Source organism: Mesorhizobium sp. WSM1293, from assembly GCF_000513875.1.
GTDB lineage: Bacteria > Pseudomonadota > Alphaproteobacteria > Rhizobiales > Rhizobiaceae > Mesorhizobium > Mesorhizobium ciceri.
On the sequence record NZ_AZUV01000004.1, the window covers coordinates 70444 to 85767 of the forward strand.

Below are 15324 nucleotides of genomic sequence, written 5' to 3' on the forward strand. Positions count from 1 at the left end.
CCGCCGCCTGAATGCAAGACCGCCCTGATGCGTGCCTCTCTTGACCCTCTCGGGCTGGAAGCATCGCCGAATCACCTGACAATAACCCCTCGCCGAATCGGCGTGAAGGCTGATGGCGCGCAAAAATAAGGCCGGGCGAAAAGTCAATCGCCCGGCCTCAATATCTGGTAGTAATTTTAGCTTTGGTTAATAGCGGTAGTGTTCCGGCTTGAACGGACCCTGCGGCGTGACGCCGATATAGGCGGCCTGTTCACCCGACAGTTCGGTCAGGCGGGCGCCAAGCTTGTCGAGATGCAGGCGGGCGACCTTTTCGTCGAGATGCTTGGGCAGGACATAGACCTGGTTCTCGTACTGGCCGGGCTTGGTGTAGAGCTCGATCTGCGCCAGCACCTGGTTGGTGAAGGATGCCGACATGACGAAGCTCGGGTGGCCGGTGGCGTTGCCGAGATTGAGCAGCCGTCCTTCCGACAAAAGGATCATCCGCTTGCCGTCCGCGAAGGTGATCATATCGACCTGCGGCTTGACGTTGGTCCATTTCAAATTGCGCAGCGCGGCGACCTGGATCTCATTGTCGAAGTGGCCGATGTTGCCGACGATGACCATGTCCTTCATCGAGCGCATATGGTCGAGGGTGACGACATCCTTGTTGCCGGTGGTGGTGATGACGATATCGGCGGTGGGGGCTGCATCTTCCAGCGTGACGACTTCAAAACCGTCCATCGCCGCCTGCAGGGCGCAGATCGGATCGACCTCGGTGACCTTGACGCGGGCACCGGCGCCCTTGAGCGAGGCCGACGAGCCCTTGCCGACGTCGCCATAACCGCACACGACAGCGACCTTGCCGGCCATCATCGTGTCGGTGCCGCGGCGGATGCCGTCGACCAGCGATTCCTTGCAGCCATACTTGTTGTCGAACTTCGACTTGGTGACCGAGTCGTTGACGTTGATGGCAGGGAAGGGCAGCAGGCCCTTCTTCTGCAGCTGGTAGAGCCGGTTGACGCCGGTGGTCGTCTCTTCGGTGACGCCGCGGATCGCCGCCTTCTGCTTGGTGAAGAAGCCGGGCGAAGCCTTCAGGCGCTTCTTGACCTGGGCGTAGAAATATTCCTCTTCCTCGCTCTGCGGGTTGGACAGCACGTCCTCGCCGGCCTCGGCGCGGGCGCCGATCAGGATGTACATGGTGGCGTCGCCGCCATCATCGAGGATCATGTTGGAGAGGCCGCCATCGGCCCACTGGAAGATCTTGTCGGTGTAGTCCCAATACTCCTCCAGCGACTCGCCCTTGACGGCAAACACCGGGATGCCGGCCTCGGCGATGGCCGCGGCCGCATGGTCCTGGGTCGAGAAGATGTTGCAGGAGGCCCAGCGGATATCGGCGCCAAGCGCCTTCAGCGTCTCGATCAGCACCGCCGTCTGGATCGTCATGTGCAGCGAGCCGGTGATGCGCGCGCCCTTGAGCGGCTGCTTGGGACCGAATTCCTCACGGCAGGCCATCAGGCCCGGCATTTCGGTTTCGGCGATCTCGAGTTCCTTGCGGCCCCAGCCGGCAAGCGAGATGTCGGCGACCACATAGTCCTTGCTACCCGTCATGGCAGTGCTCCGAATTGTTATGCTGCGAATGGTTGCGGATGCGCCCGCGCCGGTCGGCGCGTCGAAGGGCGCGAATTGCCGGCCTGACTAGCAGATCAGAGCAAGGACGACAATGGGATATAAAGAAATCTTTATTCGTGCATGTGTCTCGGACATGCTTTGGCAGTGTCCTAAATCAGCATTCCTCGCCGAAGCGGGACGCCACCAGTTGCTCCAGGGCGTCGATGACCTGCTGGGCCTCCGGGCCGCTGGCGGTGACGCGGATCGAATAGCCGGGGCTTGCCGCCAGCATCATCAGGCCCATGATCGAGGTGCCGCCAACCTTGACGCCATCCTTCTCGACATGCACCGAGGCATCGAAGCCGCTGGCCAGCTGGACGAACTTCGCCGAAGCGCGCGCATGAAGGCCGCGCTGGTTGATGATGGGAAAATCCCGGACTATCTGATCTTTTTCCGGGGACAGCGCGGTCATTTGCTGCTCAGGAGCTGGCTGGCAACATTGATGTATTTGCGACCGGCGGCCTGGGCCTCATCAAGGGCGGCCGCCATGTTGTCGCCCTTGCGGATCGAGGAAAGCTTGATCAGCATCGGCAGATTCATGCCGGCGATCACCTCGGTGCGGCCGGACTCCATCACCGAGATGGCAAGATTGGAGGGCGTGCCGCCGAACATGTCGGTCAGCACGATGACGCCCGCCCCGGTGTCGACACGGGCAACCGCGTCGACGATGTCGCGGCGACGCTGCTCCATATCGTCGTCGGCACCGATCGCCACGGTTTCGAAATTGTCTTGTGGCCCGACGACATGTTCGACGGCATGTCGGAACTCGGTGGCCAGTTGACCGTGCGTTACAAGCACGAGTCCGATCATTCTTTGGTGGCTCCCGTCATCGCCGCTTCACAGGCGCATTTTATGCTCGCCAGCCAATCCAGGCGGCGGGAGCGCTATCTTGTCGACGCGCGGCCCGTTGACAAGCCCAAAATTGCGCAGGCGCATGCCATTTTGACGCATTGCAGCAAAAAACCCGGAGCGGATCATAGAAAAGGCGCGATCGACAGCCGCGCCATCACGACCGGTAAGGCCGCCGCGACATTGCGTTCGACCACATCGACCTGTGGCACCAGACAACCCACGATGTTGCTTGCGGCATCCTCCTGGAAGCGCGGCGCTTCATCGGCCGGCACCAGGTGGACATGCAGGTCGACGAGGCCTGCCGGCTCGAATGGCAGAGGCCGGGGGCCGAGCCCAGGCACCTCGACGAGGCCTTCTATGGCGGCGGGAGCGCGGCACAGCAGCCGCCCGGCATGCGCCTCGACAAAGAGCTGATCGTCACCGACGAGCCGCGCGAACGATCCGCGCTGGCGACAATGATCTATGAGCGCCAGCGCCAGCGCCGTCTTGCCCGAGCCGGAGGCTCCGGTGACGAGAATGCCGCGCTCGCCGATCAAAACCATTGTCGCGTGAATGTTTTCAGGCTGCACGGCTGGACCAGGCATGGTTGGAATTCATGCTCTCAGCCTTCGGCCGGCAACGTCACCACAAAACGCGCGCCCTTGATCTCGCCGGGTTTGGTGCCGGGGATGTTCTCGGCGGTGAGCGTGCCGCCATGGGCCTCGACGATCTGCCTGGATATCGACAGGCCAAGGCCCGAATTCTGGCCGAACGCCTCGCCGGCCGGCCGATCCGTGTAGAAGCGTTCGAAGATGCGGTCGATGTTGTCGGCGCGGATGCCGGGGCCATTGTCGTCGACGGTGACGATGTTGAACTTGCCGGCACGCGCCAGCGACAGGCTGATGTGGCCATGATCCTCGGGAACGAAGGAACGGGCGTTCTCGATCAAATTGGTGATGACCTGGCCGATGCGCAGATCATGGCCGACGACGACATAGCCTTTGACGCCCTGCGGCAGTTTGGCGGCCTTGAACTCGATCTCGACCGCCTTCTTGTTGCGCGTCGCTTCGCGCGAAACGGCGACCAGATCGGTGATGAATTTCTTCAAATCGACCGTTCCCGCATCTTCACGCGCGAGTTCCGCGTCCAGGCGCGATGCGTCGGAAATATCGGTGATGAGCCGGTCCAGCCGCCTGACATCGTGCTGGATGATATCCATCAGCCGGCCGCGCGAATCGTCGTTCTTGGCCAGCGGCAAGGTCTCCACCGCGCTGCGCAGCGACGTCAGCGGGTTTTTCAGCTCGTGCGAGACATCGGCCGCGAAGCTTTCGATCGCCTCGATCCGGGCGTAGAGCGCGTTGGTCATGTCGCGTATGGCGATCGACAGATTGCCGATCTCGTCCTGGCGGTCGGAAAAGTCGGGGATCTCCTCACGGCTCTTGACGCCGCGCCGCACTCGCACCGCCGCCGCCGACAGCCGGCGCAGCGGATTGGCGATGGTCGAGGCGAGCAGCATCGACAGGATGGCGGTGACAAGGGCCGCGATGCCGAAGACGCGCAGGATCGCCTTGCGCTCGGCGGCGACGATCTTGTCGATGTCGCCGCCTTCGGTCGACAGCATCAGCACGCCCAGGACGGCACGAAAGCGCTGGATCGGCACCGCCACCGAAACGATCTGCTCGCCCTGCTCGCTGACGCGCACGATGGTCGAAGGGCTGCCGGTGAGCGCCTTGACCACTTCCGGGAAAGCGGCGCCATTGCCGCCCGGCTGCTCGTGATAGACCGGCAGCTCGGTGTTGCGGAAGAAGTCGAAGACGAATTTCTGGATGCGCTCGACCAGATCGGGCTCTTCTTCCTCGACCGGCGGCAGGTCGTAGCGCAGGATCTGGCCACGCGAATAGAGGTGGCGCGAATCGAGCAGCAGATTGGCGTCGCGGTCATAGATGCGGGCGCGGGTCCTGGTCGGCGAGATCAGCCTTCGCAGCACCGGGGCAACACGCTCCGGGTTGATGGGGAAATCGAGATTGTCGAGCTGGTCGGAGCCCGGCCCCAGGCTTTCGCCGGCCTGCAGTTCAAGCAGCTTTTCCGGGTCGATGCTGATCGAATCCGTCTCGACCGTCGCCGAAGCGGCGATGGCGCCGGCGATGATCTCGCCCTGGGTCATCAGGCTTTCGACGCGGGCGTCGATCAGCCCGTCGCGGAAGGTGTTGAGATAGAGGATGCCTGTCACCAGGACGGCGAGGCCGGCAAGGTTGAGGAACAGGATACGCCGCGTCAGGCTGGAAAAGATGTGATGGCCAAGGAAGCGGCGCATCGGCACCGTGATCTTCGAGACGAAGGACGGCATGATCCGCGACGGCCGCCTGGAGGCGCCCGCCGGTCTTGTTCGCTGTGCTTCCACTGCCATCGAATAGCAGGCCCTGCTACTTATGCTTCGCGGAACCGGTATCCGACTCCGTAAAGGGTTTCGATCATCTCGAAGTCGTCGTCGACGGCCTTGAACTTCTTGCGCAGCCGCTTGATGTGGCTGTCGATGGTGCGGTCGTCGACATAGACCTGTTCATCATAAGCCGAATCCATCAGCGCATCACGGCTTTTTACGACACCGGGACGCTGCGCCAGCGAATGCAGGATCAGGAACTCGGTGACGGTGAGCGTCACCGGCTCGCCCTTCCAGGTGCAGGTGTGGCGCTCCTGGTCCATGACGAGCTGGCCGCGCTCGAGAGAGCGGGCCTGCTGGCTGGGTGTCTTGGCGGCGGCCTCGCGGGCACTGGCGCGGCGCAGCACGGCGCGCACGCGCTCGACCAGCAGGCGCTGTGAGAAGGGTTTGCGGATGAAATCGTCGGCACCCATCTTGAGGCCGAACAATTCGTCGATCTCGTCGTCCTTGGAGGTCAGGAAGATCACCGGCAGGTCGGACTTCTGGCGCATCCGGCGCAGCAGTTCCATGCCGTCCATGCGCGGCATCTTGATGTCGAGGATGGCAAGGTTCGGCGGGCGTGCCGCCAGGCCTTCCAGCGCCGACGCACCATCCGTGTATGTCTCGACGCGATACCCCTCGGATTCCAGGGCGATCGACACCGATGTCAGAATGTTGCGGTCGTCATCGACAAGCGCGATTGTTGCCATTTCAAGCGGCTCCCTCATGAGCTGTCCCTTCTGTCGTAGAGAAGGGGCTTTTGCAGGACAAATTAGGTACAAAATGTGGCATAGGCCTTGTCCGCTGTCACGCGCGGCATGCCGGCGGCCACAATCCTACCTCGACATGGATTGGACGAACGTACATCGCCAATCCTTTGGGCAACCGCGAAACTTTTTGCACATATAAACGATTTAAACAACTTTCAAAATATTTAAATCGATTAATGATTTGATATCATTTGGCTTTTCTGGTTCTGACCATCTCAGCCCGCGTAGTGGGCGTGCCGGGAAGGTGCCGGCAAAGATGCGGCAAATCCAAGAGGGACACTCGATGTCGGAAGTCGGCAAACGCAATTCCGCCTGCGCGATCGATCATATCGGCCTGAAAACCACCGGCGTGGTGCGCTATAATTTCGGTGCGGCTGCCCTTTATGAGGACTCGATCCGGCGCGGCGAAGCCCGCTTGACGGCACATGGCGCGCTGGTCGCCGAAACAGGCCAGCACACCGGCCGCTCGCCCAAGGACAAGTTTGTCGTCCGCAACAGTGACACCGAACCGCACGTCTGGTGGGACAACAACAAGGCAATTTCACAAGCCCAGTTCGACACGCTGCTCGCCGATTTCCAGGCGCATGCCGCGGACAAGGATCTATACGTCCAGGACCTGATCGGCGGCGCCGATGCGGAGCTGAAGCTGCCGACCAGGGTGGTCACCGAATTTGCCTGGCACTCGCTGTTCATCCGCAATCTGCTCATTCGTCCCGATGCCGCCGAGCTCGAGCATTTCGTGCCTGATATGACGATCATCGACCTGCCGTCCTTCCGCGCCGATCCCGCCCGCCACGGCAGCCGCACCGAAACGGTGATCGCCGTGGATCTCACGCGCAAGGTCGTGCTGATCGGCGGCACCTCCTATGCCGGCGAGATGAAGAAGTCGGTGTTCACCATGCTCAACTATCTGCTGCCGGCGAAAGGCGTGATGCCGATGCATTGCTCGGCCAACGAGGGTACGTCCGGCGACGCCGCCATCTTCTTCGGCCTGTCGGGCACCGGCAAGACGACACTCTCGGCCGATCCCTCGCGCACGCTGATCGGCGACGACGAGCATGGCTGGGGACCCCACGGCATCTTCAATTTCGAAGGCGGCTGCTACGCCAAGACGATCAAGCTGTCGGCGGAAGCCGAGCCGGAAATCTTCGCCACCACGCAGCGCTTCGGCACGGTGCTGGAAAATGTCGTGCTCGACGCTGATGGCGTGCCGGATTTCAACGACGGAAGGCTGACCGAAAACACACGCTGCGCCTACCCGCTGGATTTCATCCCCAACGCCAGCAAGACCGGCCGCGCCAACCATCCGAAGAACATCATCATGCTGACCGCCGATGCGTTCGGCGTGATGCCGCCGATCGCGCGGCTGACCCCGGCGCAGGCGATGTATCATTTCCTCTCCGGCTACACCGCCAAGGTGGCCGGAACCGAAAAGGGCGTGACCGAGCCCGAAGCGACGTTTTCGACCTGTTTCGGCGCCCCGTTCATGCCGCGCCATCCATCGGAATACGGCAATCTGCTGCGCGAGCTGATTGCCCACCACGGCGCCGATTGCTGGCTGGTCAACACCGGCTGGACCGGCGGCGCCTACGGCACCGGCAAGCGCATGCCGATCAAGGCGACGCGGGCCTTGCTTGCCGCCGCACTCGACGGCTCGCTCAAGACGGCCGAGTTCCGCACCGACCCTCATTTCGGTTTCGAGGTGCCGGTGGCGGTTCGAGGCGTCGACAGCGCCATTCTCGACCCGCGCTCCACCTGGGCCGACAAGGCCGGCTATGACCGGCAGGCGGCAAGGCTGGTCGGCATGTTCGCCGTCAATTTCGAGAAATTCGAAAGCCATGTCGATGCCGTGGTGCTGGGTGCGGCGCCGCGCATGCAGGAAGCGGCGGAGTAATCGCGCTACGGGGTTCAGCTTCGTTGAAAGGCCCGGTTCGATCGGGCCTTTTCTTTTTCGATCCGCCGCGCCATGACTGCGGCATGGCGAGCGACGACAATATCTTCATATCAGGCGATGCGGTGATCCATCCGGGCGACCTGCACGAGGATTTCATCCGCTCGTCCGGTCCCGGCGGCCAGAACGTCAACAAGGTGGCGACGGCGGTGCAACTGCGCTTCGACGCCGCCAACGCAGCGGGTCTGTCGGAGCGCGTGCGCGAGCGGACGATCAAGCTTGCCGGCCAGCGTGCCACCAAGGACGGCGTCATCGTCATCGAAGCGGGCCGCTTCCGCACCCAGGAACAGAACCGGGCGGACGCCCGGGCACGGCTGACGGCATTGGTCGCCAAGGCCGCCGAGCCGCCACCGCCGCCGCGCAAGAAGACGCGGCCGTCGAAAGGTGCCGTGGAACGGCGGCTGAAGAGCAAGGCCGGGCGCGGCACGATCAAGAAACTGCGCGGCCGGGTGGAGAACGATTAAGCACCGCGAAGCTGCAACGCGCGGGTGGCTTCCAATTCTGGGTTGCAGATGGCAAGCTGCGATCACCCACCACAGCAATGGAGACCAACGATGGGCATGTTCGATTTCGTCAAGAGTGTCGGCAAGAAACTGGGCATCGGCGGTGACGACGAAGCCGCACCCACGGCCGACACACTCAAGAAGGAGCTCGATTCGCACAAGCTCGGCACCGATGGCGTCGAGGTCGTCGTCAACGGCGATACGGCGGTGCTGAAGGGTGTGGTCAAGGACCAGTCGATTTTCGAGAAGGCGGTCATCGCCGTCGGCAACACGCTCGGCGTCTCCAAGGTGCAGGCGGACGAATTACAGGTCGCGCCAGCACCTGGCACGGCCGCCGCCCCCGCCAAGGAGCCCACCTTTTACACCGTGAAGAAGGGCGACAATCTCTGGAAGATCGCCGAGAAAAGCTACGGCAAGGGCCAGGGCGTCAAGAACACGGTCATATTCGAGGCCAACAAGCCGATGCTGACCCATCCCGACAAGATCTATCCGGGCCAGGTGCTGCGCATCCCCGACCTCGCCTGATCGGCGACTGCCAATTCGACAAGAGCGGCGGCTTTCGGGTCGCCGTTTTCATTTGATCGTGACATTTTACGGTTCCGAATCATCCAAGAGGCGATCGAATCCGTGCTCGTTCTGCCCAAAGGCGTCCGCCACATGCCGGCCTACCTGTCACGCACCGTGCAGGAAGAACTGGTCGACGAGGTGAGACGGATCGTGCAGCAGGCGCCGCTGTTCGTGCCGGCCATGCCGCGCACCGGCAAGGAGATGAGCGTGCGCATGACCAATTGCGGGCCGCTGGGCTGGGTCACCGACAAGGAGCACGGCTATCGTTACCAGCCGGCGCATCCGCTAACCGGGGCGCCTTGGCCGCCAATTCCGCATGCGCTGCTCGACCTGTGGCGCGAGGTCTCGGGCTATCCGCATCCGCCGGAAGCGTGCCTGATCAATTTCTACACGGCGGATGCGAAGATGGGCCTGCATCAGGACCGCGACGAGACCGATTTTTCGGCGCCGGTCGTCTCCGTCTCGCTCGGCGACGACTGCCTGTTCCGGGTTGGCCAGACCACGCGTGATGGCGCCACCAAGTCGTTCAGGCTGCAAAGCGGTGATGTCGTGGTGCTCGGCGGCGAGGGGCGGCTGTGCTTTCACGGCGTCGATCGGATCTATCCCTCGACCTCGGCGCTGCTGAAAAACGGTGGGCGGATCAATCTGACATTGCGACGGGTGACGAAGCCGGCCGTCACAGCTTCCTAAGCGCCACTTCCTCGATCAGGTGGTCGGCGCCCTTGCGCAGGATCAAGTCGGCGCGGGCCCGCGTCGGCAGGATGTTCTCGCGCAGATTCTTCAAATTGATGTTGGTCCACAGGCCTTCGGCGATGGCGCGCGCCGAACCCTCCGACAGCTGCGAGTAGCGGTGAAAGAAGGAGTCCGGATTGCGGAAGGCGGTCTCACGCAGCCGCATGAAGCGGGAAATGTACCAGTTGTGGATCAGCTTCTCGTCGGCATCGATGTAGATGGCGAAATCGAAGAAGTCCGACAGGAAAGGCACGATCTTGCCGTCCTGCGGCAGCTTGCCGGGCTGCAGGACATTGATGCCTTCGAAGATCAATATGTCGGGCCGGTCGATGGTGACGAACTCGCCGGGAATGACGTCATAGGTGAGGTGCGAATAGACCGGCGCGCGGACATCGGGCAGCGCCGACTTGATGCCCGACAGGAAGCGCAGCAGCGCGCCGACATCGTAACTGTCTGGAAAACCCTTGCGCTCCATCAGGTTCTCGCGGCGCAGGACCTCGTTGGGCAGCAGGAAGCCGTCGGTGGTGATGAGATCGACCTTGGGGCTCGACGGCCAGCGCGCCAAAAGCTCCTTCAGCACGCGTGCGGTGGTCGATTTGCCGACCGCGACGGAACCGGCGATGCCGATGATGAAGGGCGTCTTGACCACGTCGACCGCGTTGAAGAAGGCCTGGCGTTGCCGAAACAGCAGCTGGCTCGCTTCGACATGAGCCGACAACAGCCGCGACAGCGACAGATAGATGCGCGTGACCTCTTCGAGATCGACCGGATCGTTGAGCGACCGCAGGCGGCGGAATTCGTCCGCGCTCAGCGTCAGCGGCGTGTCGGCGCGGAATTGCGACCATTGCTCGGCGGAGAAGAAGCGAAACGGGGAATACTTCTCGGTCGGCGCGAGCTGATCCATCGAGATACCTGCCCTTCCTCGCGGTCAGCCCTTGGGCCGTGACGCCTTCTCGGCGATGCCCGAACGCCGGGTGCGGCCTTCGAGCTCCTTGAGCACGTCGCTCAGCGAAACCCCCGAGAGGCCGAGAACGACGAGCCAATGATATATAAGATCGGCACTTTCCGAAACGAGGGCCTGTTTGTCGCCCTTGACGGCGGCAATCACCATCTCGACTGCTTCCTCGCCGAGTTTCTGCGCCGCCTTGTCGATGCCGCGCGCGAACAGTTTTGCCGTCCACGAGTCCGGGTCGCCGGAATGGGCGCGTTCCCTGATGGTTTCTTCAAGATCTGACAGCGAAAACTCAGCCATGGCGCCATCTATCTGCTTGTTTAGGCATGATCTTTTCCGAAAACCGGTTCCCACTTTTCGGGATCATGCTTTAGGGCCGATTATTCACAGAGTCCAGCCGCATCGGCAGCCCTGCGGCGGCCATATGCGCCTTGGCCTGCGCTATCGTGTAGGTCCCGAAATGGAAGATGGACGCGGCCAGCACCGCACCGGCATGGCCGTCGCGAACGCCTTCGACCATGTGGTCGAGCGTGCCGACGCCGCCGGAAGCGATGACCGGCGCGCGCACGGCGTCTGATATCGCGCGGGTCAGCGCGATGTCGTAGCCGGCCTTGGTGCCGTCGCGATCCATCGAGGTCAGCAGGATCTCGCCGGCGCCGCGATCGACCATTTTCCGCGCGAACTCGACCGCGTCGATGCCGGTCTTTTCGCGCCCGCCATGGGTGAAGATTTCCCAGCGGTCGGCCTCACCGGTGGCGGACACTTTCTTGGCGTCGATGGCGACGACGATGCACTGGTTGCCGAACTTGTCGGCGGCCTCGGCAACGAAATCCGGGTTCTTCACCGCCGCCGTGTTGATCGACACCTTGTCCGCGCCGGCCAAGAGCAGCTTCCTGATGTCGGCGACCTGGCGCACGCCGCCGCCGACGGTCAGCGGCATGAAGCATTGTTCGGCGGTGCGTGCGATGACGTCGAAGATGGTTTCGCGATTGTCCGACGAAGCAGTGATGTCGAGGAAGCAAAGCTCGTCGGCGCCGGCCGCGTCATAGGCCTTGGCCGCCTCGACCGGATCGCCGGCGTCGACGAGATCGACGAAGTTGACGCCCTTGACGACACGGCCGTTCTTGACGTCGAGACAGGGGATGACACGGGCTTTCAGCATCAGCGGCCCTCTATCGTGGCGATGAGATCGTTCAGCAACTGGCCGACCAGCGGCGGAACATCGGCTTGCGCGTCGAAAGCCGGATCGTAGGCAGAGACGGTGATGCCGACGACCGGCACCGCAAGCGCCATGGCGCAAGTGGCGTCGCGCAACTGCTCCGGGCTCGGGCCGCCCGAAGTGATATAGCGGTTGGCCTGCAACTCCCGGGGATCATGCACGTCCATGTCGAGATGCATGTGCACGCGTTTGGCGCCGGCGATCTTCAGTCTTTCGGTCGCCTGGGCCACCCCGGAGCATTCCGTCCGCACGATCGGCAGCGTCTCCAGCAGCCGCTTCTCGTCCGGATCGAGATCGCGCGCGTTGACGAGCACGCAACGCGACGGATCGATCGGCTTGAAGCCGGGAATGGCCGACGCCATCGGCCTCCAGCACAGGCCAAGCACCGTCGCCAGCGCCATGCCGTCGAGAAACCCGTATGCCGATGTCTCGGGCGTGTTGAGGTCGCCATGCTGGTCGGCCCAGATGATCGCATCGGCGTCCTCGCCGGCGACCGCACCGGCTGATGTCAGGCAGTTTCCCGCAAGGACGATGGGAAACCGGCCGGCGTCACGGGCAAGGCGAACCTCGGTCGCAACCGCGTTGCAGACAGCAAAGCCGGTGGCGATCTCGCGCTCCTGGATGTCTCCGACCCTGCCGATGTCTTCCACCGTAACGTCATGGCCGGCCATGGTCAGCGCGTCGACGAGCCCGCCTGATATCAGTGCGTCCGGGCCCTGGCCCATGCCGCCATGGTAATGACCGCTGTCGTAGGAGGCCAGGATGATGGAGATTTTCACGTCCGCGTCTCCGCCCTGCCCTGCAGGATCGCCAGGGCCTCGGCCGGATCGATGCGGCCGTCATAGAGCGCGCGCCCGGAGATCGCCCCTTCGAGCTTTTGCGCATCGGGCATGGTCATGCGCACGATGTCGGCGATCGAGGCGAGGCCGCCCGACGCGATGACCGGGATCGATACGGCATCGGCGAGATCGATGGTGGCGTCCCAGTTGATGCCGGTCAAAACGCCGTCGCGATCGATATCGGTGTAGATGATGGCGGCGACTCCGGCGCCCTCGAATTTCCTCGCCAGTTCGACGACGCCGAGGCTCGACGCCTCGGCCCAGCCCTCGACGGCGACCTTGCCGCCCTTGGCGTCGATGCCGACGGCGACCTTGCCCGGAAACGCCTTGCAGGCCTGTCTGACCAGGTCCGGGTCACGCACCGCCACCGTGCCGAGGATGACACGGGCCAGCCCGCGATCGAGCCAGTCCTCGATCTGCGCCAGCGTGCGGATGCCGCCGCCGAGCTGCACAGGGTTCTTCGTCGCCTTGAGGATGGCGCCGACCGCCGCGCTGTTGACGCTCTGGCCCTGGAAGGCGCCGTTGAGGTCGACGACATGCAGCCATTCGAAGCCCTGTTGCTCGAAGGCCCGCGCCTGCGCTGCAGGATCATCGTTGTAGATGGTCGCGGTGGCCATGTCGCCGTGCTTCAGGCGCACGCACTGGCCGTCCTTGAGATCGATGGCGGGGAAAAGGATCATCCGTTCAGGCGCCTTCCACAATGGCGAAATGCGATGTCGAATAGAGACGTCGGAACTTCAGCGCCGCCTGGTATTCGGGCGAATGGAAGCAGGCGAGTGCGACCGCGTAGCTCTCGAACTCGATGATGACATGGCGATTGCCCGACGACCCTTCCGGGCTCGACGACTGACCGCCGCGGGTCAGGAATTTTGCGCCATATTTGTCGAAAGCCGCTTTGTTGGCGGCAATGTATAGCGGATAGTTTTCCGGATCGGTCACCTCGACCATCGCCATCCAGTAACCCTTCTTGCTCATCGGTTTCCCCTTTGCTTGAGCATGATCTCGGGACAAACGGGACCGTTTGTCCGAGAAAACCGGGGTCCACTTTTCGGGATCATGCTCTAGGGCCTCCAGCGCAGGAAATTGGTGATCAGGGCGAGGCCCAGCGCCTGGCTCTTTTCCGGGTGGAATTGCGTGCCGACGAGATTGTCGCGGGCGACGGCCGCCGTCACCGGGCCGCCATAATCGGCGACCGCCAGCACTTCGTCCGGCTTGCGCGCATCGAGGTGGTAGGAGTGCACGAAATAGGCGTGCAGCCCGTTGGTCCCGGTGGGAATGCCGGCAAACAGTGGATGCTGGCGTTTGAGTTCGATCGTGTTCCAGCCGATCTGCGGGATCTTCAGCGCCGGATCGGAAGGCATGATCTCCTTGACGTCGCCCGATATCCAGCCGAAGCCCTCGGTAATTGTCTTTTCAAGGCCGCGCTGCGACATCAGTTGCATGCCGACGCAGATGCCGAGGAAAGGCCGGCCCTTGACGATCGCGACATCTTCGACGGCTTCCCGCATGCCTTCGACGGCCTGCAGGCCGGCCGCGCAATCGGCATAGGCGCCGACGCCGGGCAGGACGATGCGATCGGCCGTGCGCACCCGCTCGGCATCGGCCGTCAGGTCGATCTGCGCCGCGATGCCGGCTTCGCGCGCGGCGCGCTCGAAAGCCTTGGTGGCCGAGCGCAGATTGCCCGAGCCGTAGTCGATGATCGCAACCCGCATATCAGCTTCTTCCCGGAATCATGTCAGTTTCTTCCCGGTATGTGGGTCAGCCCCAGCGCAATGCCCGGCTGCGCTGGCCGCGCGAAGGCAGCATCGGGGACCATGCGCGGCGCCGGCGCAACCTCATCGGCAAGCGCTTCCGCCTCCAGCGCATAGCGTGTGTCGGCATCGTCGAGCCAACCGGCTTCGACCGCGCCCCACTCGTGCCAACCACGCCGGCGAAGTGCCGCGATGCGCAGGCCTTGCCCTTCCAGGCCGACATAGAGCGAAACCAGCAACGACAGCAGCGACCCGGCCACACCAAGGCCGAGCTTCTGGCCCAGCATCGAAAGCAGGCCCATGACGACGAAGGCAAGTGCTGCTTCGATCCACAGCCGATGCCAGGCGAACCATAGCGGCGGCACCAGGAGGCCCAGCCAGGTGAAGCCATCGCGGACAAAGGCCGTCGCATCAGCCTTTTCGCTGCGGCCTGGCGGTTCCATCACGACGTAGGTGGCCATGGCCTTATCCCTTCAACGATCCCTTGGTGGAGGGAACCGCATCCGGCTGGCGCGGATCGCGTTCGAGAGCAGCGCGCAGCGCGCGCGCCACCGCCTTGAAGCAGGTCTCGGCGATGTGATGGTTGTTGGCGCCATAGTGGTTGGTGACATGCAGCGTAATGCCGGCATTCTGCGCCAGCGCCTGGAAGAACTCGCGCACCAGTTCGGTGTCGAAGGTGCCGATCTTCGGCGACGAGAAGGAAACGTTCCAGACCAGGAAGGGACGGCCGGACACATCGATCGCGGCGCGCGTCAGCGTCTCGTCCATGGCAAGGTCGATCGAGGCATAGCGCATGATGCCGCGCCGCTCGCCGAGCGCCTTGGTCAAGGCCTGGCCGAGCGCGATGCCGGTGTCCTCGACCGTGTGGTGATCGTCGATATGCAGGTCGCCCTTGGCCCTGACCGTCATGTCGATCAGGGAATGGCGCGACAGCTGGTCCAGCATATGGTCGAAGAAGCCGACGCCCGTAGCGATATCCGACTTGCCGGAACCGTCGACATGGATCGACACGGAGATGTCGGTTTCCTTGGTCTTGCGGCTCGCTTCGGCGGAACGGGGCGGCATCACTCTATCCTTGTCCAGAGGTTCACATCGTGACCGGCTCAGAGGCTTCAAGCGCTCGCAAGCTTGAAAACGAAAGCC

19 protein-coding genes are annotated in these 15324 nt (G+C 63.2%); 4 read left to right on the plus strand and 15 right to left on the minus strand.

The window, feature by feature from the left end; all coding sequences use genetic code 11:
- Window positions 1–186 precede the first annotated feature (186 nt).
- From ahcY to M729_RS0105815, 6 genes are all read right to left on the minus strand, one after another.
- Window positions 187–1587 (minus strand): adenosylhomocysteinase, encoded by a 1401-nt coding sequence (gene ahcY, locus M729_RS0105785; RefSeq protein WP_013528332.1) that lies wholly within the window; start codon window positions 1585–1587, stop codon window positions 187–189.
- 175 nt (window positions 1588–1762) lie between these two features.
- Window positions 1763–2059 carry an HPr family phosphocarrier protein gene (locus M729_RS0105790; RefSeq protein ID WP_013528333.1) on the minus strand — a complete coding sequence of 99 codons (297 nt, stop codon included), beginning with the start codon at window positions 2057–2059 and terminating at the stop codon, window positions 1763–1765.
- Window positions 2056–2457: a PTS sugar transporter subunit IIA gene (locus M729_RS0105795; protein WP_010912939.1), complete on the minus strand. Its 402-nt coding sequence runs from the start codon at window positions 2455–2457 to the stop codon at window positions 2056–2058. Before M729_RS0105795 ends, M729_RS0105790 begins: the two co-directional genes overlap by 4 nt.
- A 164-nt stretch (window positions 2458–2621) precedes the next feature.
- Complete coding sequence (locus tag M729_RS0105805; RefSeq protein WP_027161029.1) at window positions 2622–3083, minus strand: serine kinase; 462 nt, start codon at window positions 3081–3083, stop codon at window positions 2622–2624.
- A 17-nt stretch (window positions 3084–3100) separates the two neighbouring features.
- On the minus strand, window positions 3101–4885 hold the full coding sequence (locus M729_RS0105810; RefSeq protein WP_013528336.1) for a sensor histidine kinase: 1785 nt from the start codon (window positions 4883–4885) through the stop codon (window positions 3101–3103).
- Between the two features lie 20 nt (window positions 4886–4905).
- Window positions 4906–5607, minus strand: a complete 702-nt coding sequence (locus tag M729_RS0105815) for a response regulator transcription factor (RefSeq protein ID WP_013528337.1) — start codon at window positions 5605–5607, stop codon at window positions 4906–4908.
- 343 nt (window positions 5608–5950) lie between these two features.
- Between M729_RS0105815 and M729_RS0105820 the strand changes: the two genes are divergently transcribed.
- From M729_RS0105820 to M729_RS0105835, 4 genes are all read left to right on the plus strand, one after another.
- A complete protein-coding gene (locus M729_RS0105820; protein ID WP_027161030.1) occupies window positions 5951–7561 on the plus strand; it encodes a phosphoenolpyruvate carboxykinase in 1611 nt (536 codons plus the stop codon).
- An 83-nt stretch (window positions 7562–7644) separates the two neighbouring features.
- Entirely contained in the window at window positions 7645–8082 is a 438-nt protein-coding gene (gene arfB / locus M729_RS0105825; protein ID WP_027161031.1) for an alternative ribosome rescue aminoacyl-tRNA hydrolase ArfB, read from the plus strand.
- 90 nt (window positions 8083–8172) lie between these two features.
- Window positions 8173–8646, plus strand: a complete 474-nt coding sequence (gene lysM, locus M729_RS0105830) for a peptidoglycan-binding protein LysM (RefSeq protein ID WP_013528340.1) — start codon at window positions 8173–8175, stop codon at window positions 8644–8646.
- 102 nt (window positions 8647–8748) lie between these two features.
- Window positions 8749–9378, plus strand: coding sequence for an alpha-ketoglutarate-dependent dioxygenase AlkB (locus tag M729_RS0105835; protein ID WP_027161032.1), 630 nt, complete (start codon window positions 8749–8751; stop codon window positions 9376–9378).
- Here M729_RS0105835 and coaA read toward each other — a convergent pair.
- From coaA to hisB, 9 genes are all read right to left on the minus strand, one after another.
- Window positions 9365–10324, minus strand: coding sequence for a type I pantothenate kinase (coaA, locus tag M729_RS0105840; protein ID WP_013528342.1), 960 nt, complete (start codon window positions 10322–10324; stop codon window positions 9365–9367). The two genes, M729_RS0105835 and coaA, sit on opposite strands and share 14 nt — an antisense overlap.
- 24 nt (window positions 10325–10348) lie before the next feature.
- Entirely contained in the window at window positions 10349–10672 is a 324-nt protein-coding gene (locus M729_RS0105845) for a phosphoribosyl-ATP diphosphatase (RefSeq protein ID WP_027161033.1), read from the minus strand.
- Between the two features lie 70 nt (window positions 10673–10742).
- On the minus strand, window positions 10743–11537 hold the full coding sequence (gene hisF / locus M729_RS0105850; RefSeq protein ID WP_027161034.1) for an imidazole glycerol phosphate synthase subunit HisF: 795 nt from the start codon (window positions 11535–11537) through the stop codon (window positions 10743–10745).
- Window positions 11534–12370, minus strand: coding sequence for an arginase family protein (locus M729_RS0105855; protein WP_013528345.1), 837 nt, complete (start codon window positions 12368–12370; stop codon window positions 11534–11536). Before M729_RS0105855 ends, hisF begins: the two co-directional genes overlap by 4 nt.
- Window positions 12367–13110 (minus strand): 1-(5-phosphoribosyl)-5-[(5-phosphoribosylamino)methylideneamino]imidazole-4-carboxamide isomerase, encoded by a 744-nt coding sequence (hisA, locus tag M729_RS0105860; RefSeq protein ID WP_013528346.1) that lies wholly within the window; start codon window positions 13108–13110, stop codon window positions 12367–12369. The genes M729_RS0105855 and hisA overlap by 4 nt, the downstream gene beginning before the upstream one ends.
- Window positions 13111–13114: 4 nt before the next feature.
- The gene (locus M729_RS0105865) at window positions 13115–13405 is read right to left on the minus strand and encodes a DUF1330 domain-containing protein (protein WP_013528347.1); all 291 of its coding nucleotides are present in this window, start codon (window positions 13403–13405) and stop codon (window positions 13115–13117) included.
- An 86-nt stretch (window positions 13406–13491) separates the two neighbouring features.
- On the minus strand, window positions 13492–14142 hold the full coding sequence (gene hisH / locus M729_RS0105870) for an imidazole glycerol phosphate synthase subunit HisH (RefSeq protein WP_024502000.1): 651 nt from the start codon (window positions 14140–14142) through the stop codon (window positions 13492–13494).
- Between the two features lie 23 nt (window positions 14143–14165).
- Entirely contained in the window at window positions 14166–14642 is a 477-nt protein-coding gene (locus M729_RS0105875; protein WP_027161035.1) for a DUF2628 domain-containing protein, read from the minus strand.
- Window positions 14643–14646: 4 nt separating this feature from the next.
- On the minus strand, window positions 14647–15246 hold the full coding sequence (gene hisB / locus M729_RS0105880) for an imidazoleglycerol-phosphate dehydratase HisB (RefSeq protein ID WP_024502002.1): 600 nt from the start codon (window positions 15244–15246) through the stop codon (window positions 14647–14649).
- Window positions 15247–15324: the final 78 nt, after the last annotated feature.

Excerpts from the sequence above, each read along its gene's own strand:
- hisH (WP_024502000.1), bottom strand. The coding sequence starts at position 14,142 with ATGCGGGTTGCGATCATCGACTACGGCTCGGGCAATCTGCGCTCGGCC.
- M729_RS0105820 (WP_027161030.1), top strand. The coding sequence starts at position 5,951 with ATGTCGGAAGTCGGCAAACGCAATTCCGCCTGCGCGATCGATCATATC.
- ahcY (WP_013528332.1), bottom strand. The coding sequence starts at position 1,587 with ATGACGGGTAGCAAGGACTATGTGGTCGCCGACATCTCGCTTGCCGGC.
- M729_RS0105845 (WP_027161033.1), bottom strand. The coding sequence starts at position 10,672 with ATGGCTGAGTTTTCGCTGTCAGATCTTGAAGAAACCATCAGGGAACGC.
- M729_RS0105865 (WP_013528347.1), bottom strand. The coding sequence starts at position 13,405 with ATGAGCAAGAAGGGTTACTGGATGGCGATGGTCGAGGTGACCGATCCG.
- lysM (WP_013528340.1), top strand. The coding sequence starts at position 8,173 with ATGGGCATGTTCGATTTCGTCAAGAGTGTCGGCAAGAAACTGGGCATC.
- hisA (WP_013528346.1), bottom strand. The coding sequence starts at position 13,110 with ATGATCCTTTTCCCCGCCATCGATCTCAAGGACGGCCAGTGCGTGCGC.
- M729_RS0105810 (WP_013528336.1), bottom strand. The coding sequence starts at position 4,885 with ATGGCAGTGGAAGCACAGCGAACAAGACCGGCGGGCGCCTCCAGGCGG.
- M729_RS0105790 (WP_013528333.1), bottom strand. The coding sequence starts at position 2,059 with ATGACCGCGCTGTCCCCGGAAAAAGATCAGATAGTCCGGGATTTTCCC.
- coaA (WP_013528342.1), bottom strand. The coding sequence starts at position 10,324 with ATGGATCAGCTCGCGCCGACCGAGAAGTATTCCCCGTTTCGCTTCTTC.
- M729_RS0105805 (WP_027161029.1), bottom strand. The coding sequence starts at position 3,083 with ATGCCTGGTCCAGCCGTGCAGCCTGAAAACATTCACGCGACAATGGTT.
- hisB (WP_024502002.1), bottom strand. The coding sequence starts at position 15,246 with ATGCCGCCCCGTTCCGCCGAAGCGAGCCGCAAGACCAAGGAAACCGAC.
- M729_RS0105875 (WP_027161035.1), bottom strand. The coding sequence starts at position 14,642 with ATGGCCACCTACGTCGTGATGGAACCGCCAGGCCGCAGCGAAAAGGCT.
- M729_RS0105795 (WP_010912939.1), bottom strand. The coding sequence starts at position 2,457 with ATGATCGGACTCGTGCTTGTAACGCACGGTCAACTGGCCACCGAGTTC.
- M729_RS0105815 (WP_013528337.1), bottom strand. The coding sequence starts at position 5,607 with ATGGCAACAATCGCGCTTGTCGATGACGACCGCAACATTCTGACATCG.
- arfB (WP_027161031.1), top strand. The coding sequence starts at position 7,645 with ATGGCGAGCGACGACAATATCTTCATATCAGGCGATGCGGTGATCCAT.